This window comes from Paenibacillus sp. FSL K6-1122 (assembly GCF_037977015.1).
Taxonomy (GTDB): domain Bacteria; phylum Bacillota; class Bacilli; order Paenibacillales; family Paenibacillaceae; genus Paenibacillus; species Paenibacillus amylolyticus.
In genome coordinates, this window is record NZ_CP150272.1 from 5,900,059 (window position 1) to 5,920,863 (window position 20,805).

Annotated in this window: 23 protein-coding genes and 1 other annotated feature; of the genes, 10 read left to right on the top strand and 13 right to left on the bottom strand. The window is 46.0% G+C overall.

The window, feature by feature from the left end:
- Window positions 1-371: 371 nt before the first annotated feature.
- The 3 genes from NSQ20_RS26425 to NSQ20_RS26435 all read right to left on the bottom strand — a co-directional run bounded on the left by NSQ20_RS26425 (window position 372) and on the right by NSQ20_RS26435 (window position 4,160).
- Window positions 372-2,408 carry a penicillin-binding transpeptidase domain-containing protein gene (locus tag NSQ20_RS26425; RefSeq protein ID WP_076319829.1) on the bottom strand — a complete coding sequence of 679 codons (2,037 nt, stop codon included), beginning with the start codon at window positions 2,406-2,408 and terminating at the stop codon, window positions 372-374.
- 105 nt (window positions 2,409-2,513) lie between these two features.
- The gene (locus tag NSQ20_RS26430) at window positions 2,514-3,659 is read right to left on the bottom strand and encodes a transglutaminase domain-containing protein (protein ID WP_036605735.1); all 1,146 of its coding nucleotides are present in this window, start codon (window positions 3,657-3,659) and stop codon (window positions 2,514-2,516) included.
- Window positions 3,660-3,677: 18 nt separating this feature from the next.
- A complete protein-coding gene (locus tag NSQ20_RS26435; protein WP_174806458.1) occupies window positions 3,678-4,160 on the bottom strand; it encodes an ATPase in 483 nt (160 codons plus the stop codon).
- 190 nt (window positions 4,161-4,350) lie between these two features.
- On the opposite strand from NSQ20_RS26435, the gene NSQ20_RS26440 reads away from it, so the two are divergent.
- Together NSQ20_RS26440 and NSQ20_RS26445 are read left to right on the top strand one after the other, a co-directional pair.
- A complete protein-coding gene (locus NSQ20_RS26440; protein ID WP_047841308.1) occupies window positions 4,351-5,526 on the top strand; it encodes an MFS transporter in 1,176 nt (391 codons plus the stop codon).
- 525 nt (window positions 5,527-6,051) lie between these two features.
- Window positions 6,052-6,399, top strand: coding sequence for a toprim domain-containing protein (locus tag NSQ20_RS26445; protein ID WP_036605733.1), 348 nt, complete (start codon window positions 6,052-6,054; stop codon window positions 6,397-6,399).
- A 75-nt stretch (window positions 6,400-6,474) separates the two neighbouring features.
- On the opposite strand, the gene NSQ20_RS26450 is transcribed toward NSQ20_RS26445, so the two are convergent.
- A complete protein-coding gene (locus tag NSQ20_RS26450; protein ID WP_340028396.1) occupies window positions 6,475-7,086 on the bottom strand; it encodes an SCO family protein in 612 nt (203 codons plus the stop codon).
- Between the two features lie 435 nt (window positions 7,087-7,521).
- Here NSQ20_RS26450 and NSQ20_RS26455 point away from each other — a divergent pair, with 435 nt between their 5' ends.
- Window positions 7,522-8,502 carry a metal-dependent hydrolase gene (locus NSQ20_RS26455; protein WP_036605731.1) on the top strand — a complete coding sequence of 327 codons (981 nt, stop codon included), beginning with the start codon at window positions 7,522-7,524 and terminating at the stop codon, window positions 8,500-8,502.
- Between the two features lie 116 nt (window positions 8,503-8,618).
- Here NSQ20_RS26455 and NSQ20_RS26460 read toward each other — a convergent pair whose 3' ends face one another.
- Entirely contained in the window at window positions 8,619-8,837 is a 219-nt protein-coding gene (locus NSQ20_RS26460) for an alpha/beta-type small acid-soluble spore protein (protein WP_017692386.1), read from the bottom strand.
- A 120-nt stretch (window positions 8,838-8,957) separates the two neighbouring features.
- On the opposite strand from NSQ20_RS26460, the gene NSQ20_RS26465 reads away from it, so the two are divergent.
- Window positions 8,958-9,158, top strand: coding sequence for a hypothetical protein (locus tag NSQ20_RS26465; protein ID WP_017692385.1), 201 nt, complete (start codon window positions 8,958-8,960; stop codon window positions 9,156-9,158).
- Window positions 9,159-9,273: 115 nt separating this feature from the next.
- Here NSQ20_RS26465 and trpS read toward each other — a convergent pair whose 3' ends face one another.
- Window positions 9,274-10,266: a tryptophan--tRNA ligase gene (gene trpS, locus NSQ20_RS26470; protein WP_036605729.1), complete on the bottom strand. Its 993-nt coding sequence runs from the start codon at window positions 10,264-10,266 to the stop codon at window positions 9,274-9,276.
- A gap of 75 nt (window positions 10,267-10,341) precedes the next feature.
- Window positions 10,342-10,609, bottom strand: a binding site (T-box leader).
- A gap of 245 nt (window positions 10,610-10,854) precedes the next feature.
- Between trpS and NSQ20_RS26475 the strand changes: the two genes are divergently transcribed.
- Entirely contained in the window at window positions 10,855-11,829 is a 975-nt protein-coding gene (locus NSQ20_RS26475; RefSeq protein WP_036673298.1) for an aldose 1-epimerase, read from the top strand.
- 205 nt (window positions 11,830-12,034) lie between these two features.
- Window positions 12,035-12,268: an alpha/beta-type small acid-soluble spore protein gene (locus NSQ20_RS26480; RefSeq protein ID WP_047841310.1), complete on the top strand. Its 234-nt coding sequence runs from the start codon at window positions 12,035-12,037 to the stop codon at window positions 12,266-12,268.
- A gap of 85 nt (window positions 12,269-12,353) precedes the next feature.
- Here the strand turns inward: NSQ20_RS26480 and NSQ20_RS26485 are convergent, their stop codons facing one another.
- Both NSQ20_RS26485 and NSQ20_RS26490 read right to left on the bottom strand, forming a co-directional pair.
- Window positions 12,354-12,764 (bottom strand): O-methyltransferase, encoded by a 411-nt coding sequence (locus NSQ20_RS26485; RefSeq protein WP_076319832.1) that lies wholly within the window; start codon window positions 12,762-12,764, stop codon window positions 12,354-12,356.
- Between the two features lie 288 nt (window positions 12,765-13,052).
- Window positions 13,053-14,852: a M3 family oligoendopeptidase gene (locus NSQ20_RS26490; RefSeq protein ID WP_340031214.1), complete on the bottom strand. Its 1,800-nt coding sequence runs from the start codon at window positions 14,850-14,852 to the stop codon at window positions 13,053-13,055.
- A gap of 302 nt (window positions 14,853-15,154) precedes the next feature.
- Between NSQ20_RS26490 and NSQ20_RS26495 the strand changes: the two genes are divergently transcribed.
- Both NSQ20_RS26495 and NSQ20_RS26500 read left to right on the top strand, forming a co-directional pair.
- Window positions 15,155-15,325 carry a YycC family protein gene (locus tag NSQ20_RS26495; RefSeq protein ID WP_074096390.1) on the top strand — a complete coding sequence of 57 codons (171 nt, stop codon included), beginning with the start codon at window positions 15,155-15,157 and terminating at the stop codon, window positions 15,323-15,325.
- Window positions 15,322-15,555 carry a hypothetical protein gene (locus NSQ20_RS26500; RefSeq protein ID WP_017692378.1) on the top strand — a complete coding sequence of 78 codons (234 nt, stop codon included), beginning with the start codon at window positions 15,322-15,324 and terminating at the stop codon, window positions 15,553-15,555. Before NSQ20_RS26495 ends, NSQ20_RS26500 begins: the two co-directional genes overlap by 4 nt.
- Window positions 15,556-15,567: 12 nt before the next feature.
- On the opposite strand, the gene NSQ20_RS26505 is transcribed toward NSQ20_RS26500, so the two are convergent.
- The 3 genes from NSQ20_RS26505 to NSQ20_RS26515 form a co-directional block, all read right to left on the bottom strand.
- A complete protein-coding gene (locus NSQ20_RS26505) occupies window positions 15,568-16,299 on the bottom strand; it encodes a DUF2225 domain-containing protein (protein ID WP_036605724.1) in 732 nt (243 codons plus the stop codon).
- A 43-nt stretch (window positions 16,300-16,342) separates the two neighbouring features.
- Window positions 16,343-16,720, bottom strand: a complete 378-nt coding sequence (locus NSQ20_RS26510) for a globin (protein ID WP_036605723.1) — start codon at window positions 16,718-16,720, stop codon at window positions 16,343-16,345.
- A gap of 244 nt (window positions 16,721-16,964) precedes the next feature.
- Window positions 16,965-17,129, bottom strand: a complete 165-nt coding sequence (locus tag NSQ20_RS26515) for a hypothetical protein (protein WP_155984997.1) — start codon at window positions 17,127-17,129, stop codon at window positions 16,965-16,967.
- A gap of 152 nt (window positions 17,130-17,281) precedes the next feature.
- On the opposite strand from NSQ20_RS26515, the gene ylbJ reads away from it, so the two are divergent.
- Window positions 17,282-18,535, top strand: coding sequence for a sporulation integral membrane protein YlbJ (ylbJ, locus tag NSQ20_RS26520; RefSeq protein WP_076319834.1), 1,254 nt, complete (start codon window positions 17,282-17,284; stop codon window positions 18,533-18,535).
- Window positions 18,536-18,639: 104 nt separating this feature from the next.
- Window positions 18,640-19,443: an NAD kinase gene (locus tag NSQ20_RS26525; protein WP_036673293.1), complete on the top strand. Its 804-nt coding sequence runs from the start codon at window positions 18,640-18,642 to the stop codon at window positions 19,441-19,443.
- A 27-nt stretch (window positions 19,444-19,470) separates the two neighbouring features.
- Here NSQ20_RS26525 and NSQ20_RS26530 read toward each other — a convergent pair whose 3' ends face one another.
- Window positions 19,471-19,890 (bottom strand): YutD-like domain-containing protein, encoded by a 420-nt coding sequence (locus NSQ20_RS26530; RefSeq protein ID WP_235200693.1) that lies wholly within the window; start codon window positions 19,888-19,890, stop codon window positions 19,471-19,473.
- Window positions 19,891-19,904: 14 nt separating this feature from the next.
- Entirely contained in the window at window positions 19,905-20,804 is a 900-nt protein-coding gene (gene lipA / locus NSQ20_RS26535) for a lipoyl synthase (RefSeq protein WP_017692371.1), read from the bottom strand.
- Window position 20,805 lies beyond the last annotated feature (1 nt).

The window sequence follows — 20,805 nt, forward strand, 5'->3', positions numbered from 1 at the left end:
ATGTTTTAAGCCTCTCCCGTTCCTCTATAAAAATAAAATACTTAATCCGTCTTGTGAACGCGTTCAATCCGATATTTAATCCTTTCTCAACCAAGTCTACCAAAGGTTAGCTGTCACGTCTTTCAATATTTAGTTACATTTTCGTAAACAGAACTTTTACACTACCCCATCTACCGATTTCAATGTAAACACTGACATATCAACGTTGTCCCGCTCTCCAGATCGCGTTTACCCTTCCCTTATATAAACGTGGTACAGCTCATATGGTTACATATTAATGCAACTAATTAGTTCACTCTTACGATCCATTCTCCACGTAAAAACAAAAAAGAGGACCCACGAAGGGTCCCCTCTGTAACCAATGCCTCACATTACTGTGTGCCTGATTCCGAATCTGAATCTTTATTTTTGTCCTTTTTCGGTACACCGTCGAGACCGAACTCCTCGTCATAGGCATCGAAGATCGCACGTGCAACCGGAGCCGCACTGCTCGATCCAAAGCCCCCTTCGGGGATAACCACAGCGACAGCAAGCTTTGGATTATTACGTGGTGCATAGGCGATAAATACACCGTTATCCACCAGTTTACCGCCTACTACCTGTGTCGATGTTCCTGTTTTTCTAGCAAAGTCATAAGGGAATCCGCTAAATGCAGATACCTCGGTTGCCATGCCTCGTTGTACTTCATTCCAGTAGGCATCGTTAAACTCCACCGTGCTGAGTACCTTCGGTTTTACTTTCTCGACCACGTTGCCTTCCGAATCCCGGAACTCTCTAACCAATTGTGGCTCCATCCGTTTTCCTTTGTTCGCCAGCATTGTCGTGTACTGTGCTAACTGCATGGTTGTGTATTTTCCCTGCTGTCCAAAGGAACCATACACGAGACGAGTCAGCGAGCTTTCCGTGTCGTTCATGTAATCCCGTATGCCCAGGAATTCATTCGGCAGATCAACCCCTGTAGATACACCAAGGCCGAACTGCTTCATGTATTCATCCCATTTGTCAATTCCGGTCGCACCGTATTTTGAGTACATCTTCTTCCCAATCTCATCAATCATGAATACGTTCGAGGAATGACGAATCGCATCACGAGGATACATTGCACCATACACATGCCCTGATGAGTTCTGCACTCTGCGATTGTCCCCACCAAAGGTCGTTGAACCTCTATCCGAATAAACCGTATTGGTAGTGAAGAAACCTTCTTTCAAACCGATTAAGACACTAAGCGGTTTGATGGTGGAACCGAGTAGCACGATCGATTCAGCTCGCTTTTTAGAGTCATCCGGAGGGAATGAACGAATCGTACCATTTTGATACACATATTTGATATCATCATACTGATCATTTGTGATACTGCCTGTTCTCCAGATGTTGGTATCATAATCTGGCATACTGGCAGCAGATACGATTTTCCCCGTATCCACTTCCATCGCAACTGCAAATCCGGTCTTGGCATTTGGATGTAATCGACCGGAAACCGGATTCCGATGAAGCCAACTCAACTGATCCAGAATGGCCTGTTCTGTTTTCACCTGAACGTTCTTGTTAATGCTGGAAATCAGGTCGTACCCTTTCTGCGGCGGGGTAGAACCTGCTACACCTTCAGGCAAATTACGCAAATCAACATCAACGGATGTATATCCACTTTTGCCGCGGAGAGCATCCTGATATTGCAGTTCCAGTCCATCAAAGCCTACAAATTCATTCTCTGTATACACCAGGCCCGGATCCGTTTGCGTTTTATTGGCCTCATCCACCTCTTTGTATTTGTTCAAGGACTTCGAACTTCTGAACTTTTTCAGATAACCGATGGTCTGAACCGCTACCGTATCCGGATCGTAGAATCGCACACTCTCTTCGACGATCTGAATACCTTTGAACTCGTCCTTATGTTGCAGGAAATAAGCTACCTCTTCCTCGGACAGATCACTCTTGATCAGACGCGGCATAAAACCGTTCGCTTTGCGGGAGTTCAAGTCCATCTCTTCTATAATTTTCTCCACTGTAAGTGACTCTGAATCCTTCAGCTTGTACTGTTCAAACACATCATGCAACCGGGTTGCAATATCTTGCACTTCCCCTATATTAGGACTCGGTTTCCCATCAACATCCCCATAGTTTTTATACAGCGTCAAGTATAGCGACTGAATGGGCTTGGAATAAGCCAGCTTCACTTCACCTGTAGAATCATAGATCGTGCCTCTCACAGGAGGAAGTGGTACATCCTTGGTAATGTTACTTGCTTCTTCCTGACTAAGCTCAGGCCCTTCGACAAATTGTAAAAAGGCCAAGCGTACAATAATAACGCTAAAAATAACAAAGGAAGCGAAGAAAAATACGTTCATTCGGTAACTGAAGCGCCGTTTGTCCGTAAGTTCATCCTTCTCATTGGAATGTTTTTTCATCCATCCTACCTCTTTCATGACTTGATGCATACCGCTCAAACTGATTCTCCGCGGCATGATAACCTGGCAACGTCGTCATATTCCGGACCCATGTCCGTTGTATTGCTAAGCTGATTGATCCTTTAGATGGGTGTCGGCAAAATTCGGAGGATTAAACCAGTCTCCACTGATCGCCCATGTCGGGTCAAGCGGAACCCAGCTCTCGGAACCACTCAAATACACCTCATTCCACGCATGCGGACCATACCCTCCCTGGCCGTTATAACCAAGTCCTGTAACAACTTTGACTTCAAGTCCTTGTGAACGGGCCATCACGGCATAAAGACGGGCATAATCAATACATACGCCTTTGCGTGTATCAAATGTATTCTGTGGATTTTGTTCATGCCATATGCCCTTTTGCTCATAGTCATCCACTTTACCATAGTCATACTGAATACGTGAACCTACCCAGTCGTAAAGCGCTCTTGCTTTGGCTTCATCTGTCGATTGGCCTTTGACAATCTCACTCGCTGCAGATTCAATATCCGTCGGAATATTGTGGTCGATGACTTCATATTTGCGTTGCAGGATGCCGCCCAGTTCCTTCTGCACAGCCTGCGTAAATACGGGTAGCTTGTCCTTGATAAACGTGCCGGACAACGGTTCGATAACCGATTTGGCCCCTTGCATATAGATCGGAGATGCTTCCACATATCGGCTGAACATGCTCCCAGGGTAAAGACTGACAATCATGAACAAAACTGCGATGACAATCATTCCGCGGACGGAGCCTATGATCGTGCCAATGAATGCACCCGTCAACCGACTAAACATACCTTTTGGCGCACTTTCCTCGGCTGACCTCTGCCTGCTGCTAAAAATAAATGAAGAGAGAAACCCGAGAATCAGTCGGATGAGTCCATAGCTAAGTACAAATAATACAGCGAACCGCATCAGCGGAAAATCTGCAATCGCCGTAACCAACGTATAATACATCTGTTCCCACCGGTTCAACTCACGGTTAGGCATGGCTGAAGCATACTCAGACAGCCACTGCTGTACATATGGCGCAAGCCACAACGTTAAACCGATCGACAACAGAATACCAATGACCGCCATAATGCCATCCATCAGGAACCCAAAGAGTCTGCCTGCTGAACGTGAAGCCCCTCTGGACCAACCCTGCAATAATGAAGCAGCCACAATCAGCAACAGCATAATCGTGATGCCATTCAATTCCTTCAGGCTGTCCAGCCAATTCTGCAGCACGTACCGATTCCCCCTTTACTACGATGCTGGTGCTGTTTTGTTCTCCTGTGCCTGTTCGACAAACGTACGTATAGTTTCATTGTCGAGTTTCCATTCGCCAAGTGAAATTCCGCGGAAGGTCACATCAACTTTATCCGATTGAGTTCTGCCCTTAATCTCCACATTGGGACTTGTGATGGTGAACGCTCCATCCTGTCCTTTGACGTATTTCGCTTTGGAAGCCTCCTTCAGCATCATGCTGGTTGCTTCCTTCTTCAATGTGTCCATCGTGCTGGATTGTACGTCTGTCACTGTCTGTTTGATCTGATCAATGGAGATGCCGCTGTATATCAGTAGAGCCGCAATAATGATGATGGCAATCGCCCATTTCAATACGGTTTTGACCACATTCAGAACAAAGAACAATATGATCAATGCAACCACGATCACCAGCCAGTTCTGCATCACAAACTCTTTGATTACTTCTATGTTCATGACTACACCTTCCGTATTAGAATTCATTCGTAACACTCCCGAATATTATACATGATTTCCGAAGCTGCTGTCAGCTAAGCCCTCTCCCTTAAAAATAAACGGTCTAAGTTCGTCCCGCCGGGCGTACAAGTAGTACCATGAGGTTCTGCCGGGCGAACGGGGAACACGTTCAAGACCTGTAGTTTGAACATGCATCGCTTAACAAGGAGGGGCTTATGTGAAAACGGCCATCTGGCTATACCTGTTTTTGTTCCTTGCCGTATTTGATTTGCACGCCCAGTATCCCATTCTGACTCCTTTTGCCATCTCGCTGGGAGCCGCCCCTACTTTCATTGGCTGGATGATGGGCATCTATTCCTTAACACATCTTCCTGGCAATCTGATTGCTGGAACACAAATCGATAAACATGGCAGTCGCCGCTACATTGTATTCAGTCTGCTCGGTGCAGGATTCATCCTGCTCCTGCAAGCCTATGTCCAAACACCATGGCAACTGCTGGCGCTGCGTTCCATCAGCGGTTTTGTACTGGCCTTCCTGTCTCCTGCTTGTCTCGCCCTGCTAGCACAGTTATCCAGCGATCCGGTGAAACAAGGGAAGTATATGTCGGGGCACGGGGTAGTACATACCCTCGCTTCTGTTGTATCGCCAGCAGCCGGTGCGATCATTGTGGGTTCCATGGGATTCTCGGCTACATTCTCAGGTTTGGGCTATCTGCTTATTCTCACAGGTGTCATTGCTTTCATGACCATGCCCCGTGGTATCGTCAAACAGCAGGAGAGAGTAACTGAACCTGCTAAACCTGACGCTTCACCAGCAGATGCCACAAGTGCATTCCTGCCGGTGTCCTGGCGATACTTTGCCTTGCCTCTGGTGATTGCCTGTGCCCAAGGGATTCTCTTCTTCGAATTACCCCTGCGGGGCGGAGGACAATCGTCCATCATGTCTACCGGACTGCTGTTCTCTATAATAAGTATTGGGGCACTCTTCACCCTCAGCATGTTATTTCTCAACCGGTATTCCCCCAAGCTGCGTCTGGTTGCGGGCGTGCTGTTAATGTCCTTGTGTTTTTTTGTGATGGCAGCCATTCCGCAAGTTCCGTTGTCTACTGTATTATTTGTACTTGGGATGTCCAAAGGCATCATCTTTCCAGCTATGGCAACCCTATTTATCCGTCTGAGCGGAGGAAGCAAGTTGGGCCGCATTTTCTCGTTGCAATCCATTGCCACCTCCATCGGCTCTTTCATCGGCCCCATCACAGCCGGGCAACTTCGTGTCGGGTTATCACCCTATTTCATCGCGTTTCTTTTGTTAATGATTGGTATGCTACTGCTTCCATACTATACATCCAGACGCGAAGCTCCCCTGTCCGATCCGAAAAGTATATTGAATTAAATTCCGATCAGACTCTGTGTCCTTACCGTAATGGCATCAATTAGGCCAGTATTTTCATTAGCTTTGCATCATTCCCCCATTTACAGCTAAACTATATAAAATGGACTAACGTTTTACACGTTAATAAAAGCTAACTGGGAAATCTATCTTTTACAATCACCGAAGGTTTTATCTTATTGAAGATCATTAAGGTTGAACAATTAGCCAAAAGTAGTGAAGGGGACGGAATCGATTTTGAAGAAGCGATAGCGTTCGCCTTTGTCTCCAAATATTAACTTTATAAAAGCAAATCAGAAATATATGGAGACAACAGCGATCGGAAGAACGATCCGTAACCGGAACGGCCACTAAAGCTATTACTGACCTAATGATGCATTTATGAAATAAGACCTCAAACTTGATGTGTTGTTCTATCCAGTTAGCAGTCGTGTAAAGAAAGGAGTCCATTTTATATAATCAGTCGATTTTCGCTGCAACATTTCCCGGGGAATGTCGACATAAGCTCTCGAACAAGAGGTGAATATCATGCCTATTCATGTCATTGTGGAAGGTAAGAATGACCGAAGCAAACTGAAACGTCTGGTTGGACCCGAAATCAACATTCTATGTACGTTTGGAACACTTAATTCCCTCAAGCTGGAGACTCTGCGCAAGCAGGTCGGTTATGATGAAGTCTTTTTATTTATGGATAATGACAGTTCCGGCAAAAAAATTAGAGGTGTACTTCGGGATGCTTTCCCGGATGCAGTACAGATGTATACACGACGAGGATATGCGGGTGTGGAAGGAACACCTGATGAGTATATCATTGCCCAGCTGGAGAAGGCCGGGTTAGAGACATACATCCAATACCCTGAACATCCTTCCTATTAAAATGAAATACCAAAAGGCTGCCTTTGGTTGGATATCCAACCAGAAGGCTGCCTTTACAGTATGATGATCAGATGATTATTCCTTAATCAGATTGCGAATATCCTCGGCAATGACAGCAGGCACAACGTCCTCTGTATTAAATGCATTATATACCTTGCGCAGCTGGTTGTTCTCATCCACCAGACCAATCATATTCATATGGGCAAAATCGTCCTTACTCTCCCCATCGATCAGGATCTGGAATGATTCCTTGGCAAACTGTTTGGTTTTGTCCATATCCCCTCGCAAGAAGTACCATCCGGAATAATCCGCGTGGAAACGGTCTGCAAACGTCTTAATCTTCTCTCTTGTATCGACTTTGGGGTCGAATGAAATAGATACAAATGAGACATCTTTACCAAAGGTATCGTCCTCTTTCAACAGATCCTGCACCTGGGATAACGTAAAGGTCGTAATAGGGCAGACATCCGGACAACTGGTGAAATAAAAGTAGAACAATCGGACTTTCCCTTGCGTATCCTCCAGTGATACTGTACTGCCATCTACATTTTCCATAGAAAAGGATTGGATTTCACGAATCTCTGGTAATTTTTCCTTACTGGCAAATACAGTGCCCCACATCAGATACACAGCCATAATCAGTGCTAGCCCGAGCAGCATCCATGTCCATTTGTACTTTTTCAGCATCTTCCTCGTCCCTTCTGTATCTCCTCTTATGAATACGCATACATATGTGAATCCAAAATCACGTTTGTTTCGCTTTATCCATCTACTGTGACATATGTATTCAAAGAAACCTACTTTTTATGAGATTCTATATTATTGTAACGGTTTAAAGGAACAATGCCCATAAATTATTTTAGCGTTGTATATCATTCGAATAGTATCGTACGTTCTCTGGCGATTTTCTCACTGTATCCGATATAAAGTTTATCATAGGAAATGTCAAAATAGTTTGACAAACTACGTACATTTATTGGGTATGGCACAGAAAATTGTCATAACTTTGAAATTAGGGATGTTTTGCATCCTGACAAACGGATATTATACACTATATATGGGTATCACCTAGATAGAGAAGTAATATGCCTTAGAACGATATACCACACAAAGGAGACGTTTATGGATACCTCTACACATTTTGTCATGGGGATTGGTCTAGCCGGTCTGGCTTATGTCGATCCTGTCGTCGCGGCGAGTCCCATGCTTGCAGCTGCGGTAATGGTTGGCACGATCGCCGGTTCCCAGGCCCCGGACATTGATACTGCGTTACGTCTCAAAAGCAACTCGCTTTACATTCGGAATCATCGGGGCTTGTCACACTCTCTGCCATTTCTCCTGTTATGGGTTTTGCTCATCACCGGCGTCATTGCACTGATATTCCCTGGTGTCCCTATTGGACACGTTGCCACCTGGACCGCTGTGGCCGTAGGCTTTCACGTATTCACCGATCTGTTCAACACCTATGGAACCCAAGCCGCCCGGCCTTTTACGGAACGCTGGATCGCCTGGAACATCATTCATATTTTTGATCCGTTTCTATTCACTACACATGTCATAGCTATCCTGTTATGGGCCTTTGATCTGATCGCCCCTGCACCACTCTTCGTTACGTTGTATAGTTTGACCGGTTTATATTATATATGGCGAACGATTGCTCGTGCACAAGCAGTCAGAAAAGTTAGACGTCTCGACAACAGCCCAGAGCAGGCAAGATACATCGTCATTCCAACGATATCCTGGAACCGCTGGCATGTGGTTAAACGAGTTGAGGACGGCAGTTATGTGATCGGTAAAATGGATGGTTCTAATCTGGTATGGAGTCTGCACGCCTCGTCTTCTACTCACGCGGCCGTTGCTGCTTCACGCAAATCGCCGGAAGTCAGTGCCTTCCTCTATTTCACCTCCTATGCGGTGGCAGAGGTTGAAGAACTGCCTGCTGGTTACAAGGTCCGCTGGGCAGATGTACGTTATCGACACCGGAAACAATATCCATTTGTCGCTGTGATTGTGATGGATCGGAATTTTGAGACGATTGATACGTATGTAGGCTGGTTAAGCGATGAGAAAATGGATAAAAAACTTTTATCTGCACGCCCTTGACGAAGTGAGCATGGCAAGGCACAATCAGACATAGGAACTGATACGCGAGAAAGCCCGGAGCGTTTCCGCTCCGGGCTTTCCGTTTATCCTGTTTTGTTGCTGTTGGTTAAAATAAATTATTTGCCAGACCCAGCCAGAGACTGCTCAGCGATTTGTACCAGACGTTTGGTGATATATCCACCCAAAGATCCTGTTTCACGGGAAGTGTAGTTACCATAGTAACCGTCTTGTGGGATAGTTACACCCAGTTCCTGTGCAGCCTCGATTTTCAATTGTTGCAGTGCTGAATTTGCCTGAGGTACCACCAAGTTGTTAGAACGAGATCCTTGAGCCATATTTATAATCTCCCTTCAATCTGTGTCTGTAATGTAATTGCAAGCTTGCAAGATTATTATGGCTCGTAGGCTACAGGTTATACGGAGTTTTACTAAATTTGTAGATGGAGGTTTTTCCCAATGAGTAAAGGCTTGTCTTTATGGTTCGCATTCTCTTCGATTATCTTGTTAACGGTTTCAGCAATTATGATCTCCTACTCCGGTTGGTTTGCTGCACTACTGTTTGTCCTGTCCATTGCCAACATTGGCTGGGGATTTGTGATTCGCGCCAAAAAAGAACGTCAGGAAGTTCGCTCGGCTGCTTCAGAGCCCACTTCTTGAGCAGGTCATTTGATAGTTCAATAATGAACACATGAATAAAGAGGAGTCCTTCAATAGGGCTCCTCTTTATTTATGTTAACTATTCATTGCATGAAATGAAGATCTTTGTTCAGGACTACTGTTTACGTCTCGGAACAAATCCCATACGTTCTTTAACTGCATCCAACGTTTGAGCAGCAACTTCTTCTGCACGACGGGCTGACGTATCCAGAACATCCGCCAATTCGCCAGACTCACGAATCTCATTATATCGTTGTTGCAGCGGTTCAATCACAGATACAACCACTTCAGCCAGTTCCTTTTTGAACGGACCATACATCTTGCCTTCATAACGCTCAGCTACTTCCTTAAGCGTCATACCTGCACATTCAGCATAAATACTCATCAGATTGCTGACTTCCGGTTTGTTTGCCGGATCATATACGACTTCACGTCCCGAATCTGTAGTAGCACGACTGATTTTTTTGCGAATAACATCCGGCGGATCCAGCAGGGCAATATAGCTGCCAGCGTTAGGGTTACTTTTGCTCATTTTCGAAGAGGCATCATCAAGTGACATTACCCGTGCACCCACCTGCGGGATATACGGATCTGGAATGGTGAAGTACTCCCCATAACGGTGGTTAAAACGTCCTGCCAGATCACGTGTCAGTTCCAGATGCTGCTTCTGATCTTCACCTACTGGTACAAGGTCAGCATTGTATAACAAAATATCAGCCGCCATTAATGATGGATACACAAACAGTCCGGCACCAACCGAATCTTTACCGGATGATTTATCCTTAAACTGAGTCATGCGTTCAAGCTCACCCATGGAGGTCAGCGTTGTCATCAACCAGCCCAATTCCGCGTGCTGCGGTACATGGGATTGCAGAAATACGTTAGATTTCGACGGATCAATGCCTGCTGCAATAAACAGCGCAGCTACCGCTTCCGACTGTTCACGCAATGCTGCTGGCTCCTGAGCCACGGTGATCGCATGAAGATCAACCACCATGAAATGACATTGATAGTCATGCTGAAGTTTTACAAAATTTTTGATTGCACCAATATAGTTGCCCAATGTGAGCTTACCGCTTGGCTGAATACCTGAAAGTACTGTTTTCATTACACATAACGCCTCCCTGATTGTATATAAAAAAACTCCTGCCATTCTCTGCGAACGCAAAAAGGCCCCACATCCGCAAGGGACGTGAGACCGTGGTGCCACCCTTATTCGCTTTTCTTCGATTGCTCCTGACCCTGAATCAAGTCAAGCCGAAGAAATGCCTTCATTGTTCCGTAACGTGGATTATACGGCAGACTCTAGTGGGGCAAGCCCATCTCTGGCTTAACCTGTTCAAACCTACACTCAAGGGTCCATTCGGTAAAGAGCTCACACCGGTTCACATCAACCACCGGCTTTCTGGAGAGGATTCTCTTGGCCTACTTATCCCTGTCATCGATTTCATGTCATTTAATTCTAATAAATGCTTTTAGAGTTCCATCTTAATGCGCACAGGCGTGAATGTCAAAATGAGTTGAACTTTTTTACCCGAGACATCAAAATCTGTTATGATGGAATTGCTTATCCTGTTGCCTGCTTCACACGAAATAGCGCAGGAAATCGCTGGCATGTACACAACGACACGCCTGCAGCAGTAGCTTCATCACAACTGCTTGCAGACAGATTTCAAGTGGGAAAAGGAGCATCGATATGAAACAAGTGACCAAAGGCCAATGGAATGGTTACGACACGTATATCCTACATAGCCGTGAATTGGAAATCACCCTGCTGCCGCGTCTTGGAAATAATATTATTTCGATTCGCGATTTAGTGCAGGACAGAGATGTCGTCCGCCGTCCGGATGAAGACGATCTTGCCTTTTATCTGCAGAAGCCGTACCATTTTGGCGTTCCTCTCCTGATTCCACCAGGGCGCATTCATCGTGGACAATTCGAATATGAAGGCGTTCGTTACCAGTTTGATCAGAACACGGCGAATGACAACCATATTCACGGTCTCCACCGTACCCAATCCTGGTGTGTCAGTGACATTGAGGAAGATGAAGACGGCTGTGCAATTACGACTGAATTACTGACCGAAAATGAAGAGCATTGGATGGCCCAATTCCCGATTCCCCTAAAACTTGAGATGACGTTCAGTCTGCAAAACGCTGTATTTAGCCAGCGTCTGAGAGTGACCAATCTGAGCTCAACGCCTGCTCCTTTTGGGATGGGATATCATACATGGTTTTTGTTAGACGGCAAACCTGCCGACTGGACACTGCAACTGCCTGTTTCCGGAATATACGGACAGAATGAAGAACAACTACCGACAGGTGAACTGGAGTCCCTGGGTGAATGGTCTGCTCTGAACGAAGGCATCAATTTGCAGGGACGTAACTGGGATACCCTGTTGAAAGCTACCGAAGGTGAACCGGCTACGGCTTACTTACGTAGGCAAGATGGATATACATTGAAATATTCAGCAGATGAAGCATTTTTCAAACATTGGGTTCTCTTTACCAAAGGTGAATCCGATCAGTTCTTGTGCATTGAACCGTACACTTGGCTCCCGGATGCACCTAATTTGGCTTTATCGGATGAACAAACCGGGTTGATTCGCTTGGAACCGGAACAGCCTGTTGAGTTATTTACACGTATTGAGGTTATACCTCCTACAGACTAAGCGAGCTGATCATGCTCTATTTTGCTTTTACGTATATCACCCTATATTTTGATATCCGAATACAACTTGCCGACCCGCATTGGGTCGGCTTTTTTATGTGTCCTGTGCACTGATAGTTATCCATATTTTCCCTTACGCCATATCATGTATATTTCCGTATTCTCTAACCATACTAACATCACCAACCCATAAGGAGGTGACACATATGTACGGAAGTCAAAACCAAGGTAGCGGTAGCCGCTCCAACAACCTGGTCGTTCCCCAAGCAACAGCAGCATTGCAACAATTGAAAATTGAAGCTGCTCAAGAGCTGGGTGTAACTATTCCACAAGATGGTTACTACGGTAACTATACTTCCCGTGAGACAGGTTCTCTGGGTGGATACATCACTAAACGTCTGGTGCAAATCGCTGAGCAGCAATTATCGGGTCGTTCGTAAGCTCGTAATTATTGCTTGAGCCTAAGCAGAATCCAAAAGTAAAAGCGGCCTTCTTCGGAAGTGCCGCTTTCTCTTGTGCAACGAATTATGAGCTCGACTCCATATCTGAATCCTTGTATGTATTGGTTCTAGGGTAACGAATCATCAGGCTCGCCATATTGTAATTAGACTCCATTGTTGCATCTACCAAAATCATACCTTGTCTTACTGTGAAGTCGTACGATATTTCGCCATGTGTCCAATTACGTTTGAATTTCAACGTCTCCAGTGCCATTGCCCGGAAAGAAGTTCTCTGGGTTTCGTTTAGCCCCCCTTCCTCCATATCCATCTGCCCATCTCGTCCAGCTATCGGATTATGTCGAATACCGAATTTCCCAATTACGTTGTTTCGTATTTGCACAAAAACTACCCCTGAATCTAACCCTGACAACTCATGATCAAGTTCTTTGAATACCAGATCCAACTGTCTCGCTAATGAAAGCTCATCAATTTTCATATTAACACTCTCCTTATATGCTTATAGTCCTATACAGCAAGGACTTACGACTCATTATATGACATCATATGTGCTCATTCAACAAAGAACGGCAAAGTTGGGTATTTCTAACTATGAATTGCACAATTAATTGCCATTCCACTCCCTTAAACTGAGCTTTTTCAATTAATTACGACAAAATCTTCGATAATCAAAAATGAGGATTCTGTACAAAAAAAGGCTGCAATCCTGTGTCTGTTAACACGGATTTGCAGCCTTTTCATATATATTCAACCTATTATATTCAACTTATTTTTCGGTTGCTGTCATCTGCAGAAACTGCTCAATATCGGCAATAACCAAGTCCGCAGCATTTTGCCAGAATTCCGGTTGTGTCAGGTCCGTACCCAGATGTTTCTGAGCAAGTTCTTCGACCGTCATACGCCCTGTATCCCGCAACAAATCATCGTATTTATCTGCAAATGCTGTACCTTCCTGCTGCGCTCTTGCATAGATTCCCGCACTGAACATATAACCGAACGTGTATGGGAAATTATAGAATGGCACACCCGTCAGATAGAAATGCAGTTTGGATGCCCAGAAATGAGGATGATCTGATGCAAGCACACCGCAGAACGCTTCCTGCTGGGCCTCCACCATTAATTTGGATAATTCATCCGCGTTGACCAAGCCTTTTTTGCGTTGTTCATAGAAACGATTCTCAAACAGGAAACGGGCATGGATGTTCATAAAGAAAGCCACACTTCGCTGTATCTTGTCTTCCAGCAAAGCCAGCTTCTCTTGCTCATCTGTTGCCGCCTGCACCAGGGCATCTGCTACAATCAGTTCAGCAAATGTGGACGCTGTCTCAGCCACATTCATCGCATAACGTTGATTCAAGGCAGGCAGCTCTTCCATAATGTGTTGATGATATCCATGACCAAGTTCATGCGCAAGAGTCGACACATTAGATGGTGTCCCAGAGAAGGTCATGAAAATTCGGGTTGCTTTGCTAAGTGGCAAAGACGTACAGAATCCACCTGGACGCTTGCCAGGACGGTCTTCTGCTTCGATCCAGCGTTTCTCAAAAGCCATCTCTGCAAACGAGGAAAGTTTAGGACTGAACTTGGCAAACTGTTCAACAATATTGATGGCTGCCTCATCGTAAGTGATTTTGCCACTCGATTTACCTACAGGTGCATCTACGTCGCTCCAGCTGAGCTTGTCTACCCCCAGCAGTTCTGCCTTGCGCTCCAGATATTGAACAAGCGCAGGTTTGGCACCGTTAATCACATCCCACATCGTATCCAGTGTCTGACGTGACATCCGGTTGATGGCCAGAGGTTCTTTGAGGATATCATCCCAGCCACGTTTCTCATATAACTTTAAACGGAATCCCGCGAGGTGATTCAGCGTGTCAGCACAGAAATCTTCGACATCGGTCCAAGCCTGCTCCCAGTCTGCGAATACCGTCTCGCGTACATTCCGATCACTATCACTCAGCTTGTTGGCAGCCTGTCCTGCGGAGAGCATCACCGTTTCCCCATCTTGCTCAAATGGAATGTTCACCTTGCTGACAATCGTGTTGTAGAATTTGCCCCAACCATGGTAACCATCCACACCCAGATCCAGAGCAAGACCTTCCAGTTCAGGCGACAGCTTCTCACGAGCCAGCGTGCGACTCTCGTTCAATACAAATGCCAGCGGCTGGATATCTTCCCGAGCAATCCAAGCGTCCCACACCAAATCCGATGTCTGACTGAGTGTATTATCAAACTTCGATTTGCTGCCGTTCAGCATCGCTGCAATAGAACTGATGGCGCCCTGAAGCTGCGTTGCCTTTTTGTCCTTCTGGTTTTGCGATGAGAGGCAGGATACAAACGCAGATCCTTCCGATATGCGGACATAGCAGCTTTGCAGCAGTTCCAAAATGGGATCAAATGCAGCCGTCTCTTCTAATGAAGTCGGTGCAGCTGTTTCGTTCAACAGATGTTGAAGTTTACGTACATCCTCTTCCAGTTCAATCAGATACGCAGCAAATGTCTCGGAGGAAGAACCTCCACTAAAAATGGACTCCAGGTCCCATACGGGGTGTAATGGCGTTTTCATTTAATAAGGCACCTCTCTCTATAAATTGGATGGTTAGGATTTGAATTAAAAACTGGTTTTCTGTGAGCCATATCTCTATACTAGAGAAATAGCTACAGAGGTTGTTCAAAAAGCCCACTTTTGATTACGAATCATGCCTAACGGCATCATCAGCATCGAATATGAAATTCAGCCGAAATGTCCGTTGCTCACGTAGTTTGCCTACGCTCCGCTACTCCATTTCTAGCTTCATTCCATCTTCTCGGTACTGAAAACCAGACTTTTTGAACATGTATTTATAGTAACTTTCAGGAGGTAAACGTATGAAACCTTTACAAGTATCGGCTGATACAGCCGTCAAATTAGCAGAATCCCTGGGCGTACCTTTGGAGCACCTGATGCACATGCCCCAACATATCCTGATGCAGAAGATTGCGGAACTCGCCAAACAAGAAACCTCCAAACCTTCCGCACCAGAAGGCGAACAAGAATGATTCCGTTTGAGAACAGCTGGCCTTACGATATTGTGATGGGAGACATCTATGTACAGCAATGTCCCTACTGTCACGCAAGCAACGTGCTGCTCCCCCTCAAACCCAAAGAGCTTGTGCTCATTCGCGAAGGCAAAAAGAAATTACTGGTCTTTCCCTGCTGTAATACAAGCATGACCGTGATCGACAACGACAGTGACTATTTGTTATCCAGCCGTCCTGTCCGTAACTAATGTAAGATCAACCTAGAGGGGGCTGCGCTTTGCAGCCTCTTTGTCTGTTTCCAGCATCTCTTCAGGGAGTTCCAACTTACTTGAAATCATCTGCTCACGCAGCACGGCCCACTGTTCCCTTGAAGCACGAATCATGGCCGCATCTGTGATCCGCTTGTCATGAATGACCTTGCTGAACCATTGCACTGCTTCATTAAACCGTCCTACCCTGCGGTTCAATTCCCCGAGCAAATACAACAGTTTGGCTTCATTGCCACCCGTTCCTTCACGTTCGAACACCTTCACATAGGCTTCCAGGCTAAATTCAAGAAAACGATGTTCCTGTGCATGGTCCTCCATATAACGATACAACCAAGCTATATGATGCAACAGACCAGCGACGACACGATCTTTCTCCCGGATAACCTGTGCGCACAGCAAGGCAAGCTTGTACGTTGCCAGCGCCTGTTCCAGTGTTCGTGCTCCGCTATAATCACGTTTAACCCAGCGGTTACCGATCTGTTCCTTAAAAGCCTTGCGCTGAGCATCATTTAGATGCTCCGTTGCGTTCTCCGTCGTGGCAAACCCGCACTGCGGACAGATGCGAACCACATAAAAATCTGGATTCTCCAGCTTGTAGTAAGCACAAAAATCCGAATCCGTCCGGTAGGGCCTTTTCAAACTCGGTCTTACCCGTGAGGTTTCATACTCGGTTTCGCAATAATGGCAGGTCACTTTCACCTTATACAGCGGCTCTAATTCCAATCTATTCCATCCCTCTCCCGTACGCTTGTAATCATATTCGGATCTACGGTGTATTCACAAAATGATGTGCAGGCCCGGATAAACGCTGCAGGATAAACGAATGCAAGGGCTCCTCCACACCAATCTGTGTTAAGGCTTGATCCATACATGCAAGCCAAGCCTCAGCCCGTTCAACCGTCACTTCAAAATGCATATGACGGGCACGCATCATCGGATGTCCAAACGCCTCGGAAAACAGCCCTGGTCCTCCAAAAAACTGAGACAAAAACATATACTGCTTGTCGATGACCGGCTGAATATCTTCCGGGAAAAGCGGAGCCAGCTGCTCATTCTGCTGAACGATCGGATAGAAAGCCTCGACCAATGCGCGAACACCTTTCTCACCGCCAAGATTGTCATAAATACTCAAACTGGGATTCATTCGTCTGATTCCCCTTTCTGATGTCGAATTTTGCCATATATTACACGTTCCGTGAACATTGTGAAAACAGTAACAATATCCAGGCCACAAAAGCCTTTATCTCCATTCTATCAAAAAAAACCAAAAAGTCCTATATAACATGAAATCATCAGGACATGTAACCTGCCATCTGTGTATAGGACCTTATTCAAAATGTAACACAAAAAAAGCGCCAACCGCTTGGGTTGGCGCACTAGATATTTCATTAATAACTCCGCCAGTCCTCTTCCTCAGAGCGTACCAGCGAGGCACGTATCACATATACAAAAGCACAGACCAGGATTCCGGTGACAAGACTCATGATCATCACTCCATCCGAATTGAATTCCACCTTGGAGACAATTAGGTGACGTTCAGGCGTTTTTCTCATTTTAGCACACATCACTCAAAAACACAGCCACTTTTGCAAGCGCTTTCTACGTATAATTTTGTACTGTTTGTCCACTTTTTTTCATATATTGATGGCAATAACACCACAGACTTCCGCACACCGACCATTCCAAAAATAAAGGAGAAGAATTCATGGCTGCTTCACAACGACTCACCCATGTCCTGGTCACACTCGCTCTCCTGACCCTTTGTGTGTTAATGGTCTTGTATCCAGCGGAAACCTGGCATGCAGGTGTACGCGGACTGTCCATCTGGTGGGACGTATTGTTTCCCTCCCTTTTTCCTTTTTTGGTGCTGTCCGAGCTGCTGCTCGGCTTTGGCATTGTTCATTTTCTAGGTACCTTGCTGAATCCACTGATGCGTCCATTGTTTCGTGTTCCCGGAAGCGGTGGTTTTGTATTTGCCGTGAGCTGTGCATCCGGTTATCCTACAGGGGCGAAACTGACCGCTCAGTTATGGGAACAAAAGCTGGTTACCCGGGAAGAAGGAGAACGGCTCGTTGCCTTCACTACATCATCCGATCCGATCTTCATGATTGGAGCGGTATCGGTTGGGTTCTTCCATAATGTCGCCATTGCTCCAGTATTGGTTGCGAGCCATTACGCTGCAGCTTTTCTGGTGGGTATGCTCATGCGTTTTCACGGGGGTACAGCAAAAGGCTCACACCCAGACAGTTCTTCTGGATCTCCATCGGAGGGGATACCTAGAAACAGACTGGTCCGGGCCATCTATGCGATGCATGAAGCAAGAAAAGCTGACGGACGTGCATTCGGTGAACTGCTGCGCCAGGCAGTCTCCTCATCCCTTCGCCTTATTATTATCGTAGGAGGGCTGGTTGTATTCTTCTCGGTCATGATGGAGCTACTTGTCCAGACCGGTTGGCTTGGCGGATTATACGGGATAACCGAGCAATTGTTACGACATAGCGGACTGCCTCCATCCTTATCTCCTAGCTTGGTCGGTGGGCTGTTTGAAGTAACGCTGGGGAACAAAGAGGCTGGGAGTGCCGGGGCATCCATCCCACTCGTCTATAAAGTAGCAGCAGCAGCCTTTGTTCTCTCTTGGGGTGGATTATCCGTCCATGCACAGATTATGAGTGTTCTTAGCAACACACCCATGAGATACGGTCCATTTCTATTTGCCAGAGCAATCCATGCGCTAATCGCACCTGTGCTGGTCCTGCTGTTATGGACACCCATGATGGGGCGTTCCTCTTCACCCGTTCTCATGGAGCCCGGTTTCATCCCATCGTTATCAACGTATACACCGGACTGGGGACTGATTTTCTTATCCGGAATGATTGTTTTTGTAAGCCTCATCGTGTTGTTGTTATTCCTTGCAATATTAAGTTCCATTCTCAAGCCTAGACGACATGCCAAAAAATAAGTGAACGATTCATCTATATTTAACTGAATATGCGCCCAAACGTTGTGTTCTTCCGCGGAATTGATTATCATCGGTAGTATAATGACCACAAAGGAGCTTTCATCTTGAGATACTATGTTCAAGACCGCGGAGACCAGTTATCGATTGATCTCAGTCAGCAGTTTCACGCGCTGGCGAAGGAAGAAGGGTTCAAGCTGGATGCAGAATCGCCGGAGATTGTTATCTCCATCGGGGGCGATGGTACGATGCTACAAGCATTTCACAATTTCATCGACCGCATTCCGGATATTGCTTTTGTTGGGGTTCATACAGGCCATCTCGGCTTTTACGCCGATTGGAAGAAGGAAGAATTACGCGAGTTAGTCAGGCTGATGAGTGGCAAGGGAGATCCGGAGCGTCTCAAACCACGTATTGTACAATACCCACTCTTGGAGCTTGAGATTCGTAAAAAGTCGGGGAATTCCTCTTACATCGCCCTTAATGAATTTACGTTAAAAGGTGTAGACGGTACCGTCGTAGCCCAGGTCGATATTAACGATGTGACATTTGAGATGTTCCGTGGGGATGGCATCTGTGTATCCACGCCATCAGGCAGCACGGCATACAACAAGGCCCTTGGCGGTGCCATGGTTCATCCAACCATCGAGGCGATTCAGATTGCGGAGATTGCATCGATTAATAACCGGGTCTATCGTACACTTGGTTCACCGGTTATTTTGCCCAAGCATCATCATTGTGATATTTTCTCCCGCAAGGATCAGCGGTTATTGATGACGATTGATCATGTGAATGTGATGGTGGAGGATCTGATCTCCGTCCGTTGTCAGGTATCCAGTCACAAGGTCAGTTTTGCACGTTTTCGCCCTTATCCATTCTGGAACCGGGTTCGCACGGCATTTCTTGACTAAAATAACACACCAAAAAAGCGGTCCTTCTCAGGAACCGCTTTTTGCTTTGGCTTGAGGTTGATCCTTGCTCTTCTGAAGCACAAAGTACGCACAGCCAAAGTTACAATATTCATTGATATAATCCACCATACTGGCGATTGTGGAATCCTTTGTCGCTTTTGGATGGTTATCACGGTAAAACCCTTTTAACCTCAGCTGGCTATAACCCCAGTCCCCGATAATATAATCATAACGCTCCAGCACTTCACTGTAACGATCACGGAAGACCTCTGGATTCCAGCCCTCTTTGTGGTTCTGGACGATTTCATAATTTTTGCCGCCGATCTGTACAATGACCGGTTCTTTGGGCTTTTCCTCAACTGATTCAACAACTGATTCCTGAACCGGCTCCTGGATCTGCTCCTGAAGTTGGTCCTGAATCTGTTCTGTGATTTTTTCTTCTTCCAATCCGGTATCCTCCATCACGCGTGTGTTGCCGCCTGTTCAGCATGTTTGGTAGCCGATTTCACCTGTTCATGCGCATGGTAGGAGCTGCGTACCATCGGGCCGGATTCGACGTGGCTGAACCCACGTTTTAATCCTTCCTGTTTCAATGCAGCAAACTCCTCTGGCGGATAATACTTTTCAACATACAGATGTTTCTCCGATGGCTGCAAATATTGACCAATCGTCATAATATCACAGTTCACCGCACGAAGATCATCCATTGTTGATAAAATTTCATTATATTCCTCACCTACACCAAGCATGATGCTTGATTTCGTAGGGATGTTAGGTTGCATTTCTTTGGCACGAGCAAGCAATTCCAGTGAACGTTTATATTTTGCCTTGGCACGCACTTTGTCTGACAACCGCTCAACCGTCTCAATATTGTGATTCAGAATGTCCGGTTTGGCATCCATTACAATCTGCAAAGATTCCCGATCGCCCAGAAAGTCTGGAATGAGTACTTCAACGCTGCACAATGGCAACCGTCGTCTTACGGCCTTCACGGTCTCTGCAAAAATCGTAGCTCCCCCATCCTTCAGGTCATCACGGGCTACACTTGTAATTACGCAGTGTTGCAGATTCATCTGCTCTGCTGCTTCCGCCACACGTTCTGGTTCCTGCAAATCAAGCTCCGTTGGCAAGCCTGTATTCACCGCGCAAAAACGGCATGCCCTTGTGCAAATGTCGCCCAAAATCATAAAAGTGGCCGTTCGATTGGCCCAGCATTCATAAATATTCGGACACCGTGCTTCCTCACATACCGTATGCAGCGTTTTGGAACGCATCATCGTTTTCATTTCCTGATAGTTATCGCCGGTTGTCAATTTGATCCGAATCCAATCCGGCTTCGGTTCTTTAACACGTTTAGCCAAT

What these genes read in the sequence shown, in the direction of transcription:
- NSQ20_RS26425 (WP_076319829.1), bottom strand. Translation starts at nt 2,408, where the DNA reads ATGAAAAAACATTCCAATGAGAAGGATGAACTTACGGACAAACGGCGC.
- NSQ20_RS26435 (WP_174806458.1), bottom strand. Translation starts at nt 4,160, where the DNA reads ATGAATTCTAATACGGAAGGTGTAGTCATGAACATAGAAGTAATCAAA.
- NSQ20_RS26445 (WP_036605733.1), top strand. Translation starts at nt 6,052, where the DNA reads ATGCCTATTCATGTCATTGTGGAAGGTAAGAATGACCGAAGCAAACTG.
- NSQ20_RS26450 (WP_340028396.1), bottom strand. Translation starts at nt 7,086, where the DNA reads ATGCTGAAAAAGTACAAATGGACATGGATGCTGCTCGGGCTAGCACTG.
- NSQ20_RS26455 (WP_036605731.1), top strand. Translation starts at nt 7,522, where the DNA reads ATGGATACCTCTACACATTTTGTCATGGGGATTGGTCTAGCCGGTCTG.
- NSQ20_RS26460 (WP_017692386.1), bottom strand. Translation starts at nt 8,837, where the DNA reads ATGGCTCAAGGATCTCGTTCTAACAACTTGGTGGTACCTCAGGCAAAT.
- NSQ20_RS26465 (WP_017692385.1), top strand. Translation starts at nt 8,958, where the DNA reads ATGAGTAAAGGCTTGTCTTTATGGTTCGCATTCTCTTCGATTATCTTG.
- trpS (WP_036605729.1), bottom strand. Translation starts at nt 10,266, where the DNA reads ATGAAAACAGTACTTTCAGGTATTCAGCCAAGCGGTAAGCTCACATTG.
- NSQ20_RS26475 (WP_036673298.1), top strand. Translation starts at nt 10,855, where the DNA reads ATGAAACAAGTGACCAAAGGCCAATGGAATGGTTACGACACGTATATC.
- NSQ20_RS26480 (WP_047841310.1), top strand. Translation starts at nt 12,035, where the DNA reads ATGTACGGAAGTCAAAACCAAGGTAGCGGTAGCCGCTCCAACAACCTG.
- NSQ20_RS26485 (WP_076319832.1), bottom strand. Translation starts at nt 12,764, where the DNA reads ATGAAAATTGATGAGCTTTCATTAGCGAGACAGTTGGATCTGGTATTC.
- NSQ20_RS26490 (WP_340031214.1), bottom strand. Translation starts at nt 14,852, where the DNA reads ATGAAAACGCCATTACACCCCGTATGGGACCTGGAGTCCATTTTTAGT.
- NSQ20_RS26495 (WP_074096390.1), top strand. Translation starts at nt 15,155, where the DNA reads ATGAAACCTTTACAAGTATCGGCTGATACAGCCGTCAAATTAGCAGAA.
- NSQ20_RS26500 (WP_017692378.1), top strand. Translation starts at nt 15,322, where the DNA reads ATGATTCCGTTTGAGAACAGCTGGCCTTACGATATTGTGATGGGAGAC.
- NSQ20_RS26510 (WP_036605723.1), bottom strand. Translation starts at nt 16,720, where the DNA reads ATGAATCCCAGTTTGAGTATTTATGACAATCTTGGCGGTGAGAAAGGT.
- NSQ20_RS26515 (WP_155984997.1), bottom strand. Translation starts at nt 17,129, where the DNA reads ATGAGAAAAACGCCTGAACGTCACCTAATTGTCTCCAAGGTGGAATTC.
- ylbJ (WP_076319834.1), top strand. Translation starts at nt 17,282, where the DNA reads ATGGCTGCTTCACAACGACTCACCCATGTCCTGGTCACACTCGCTCTC.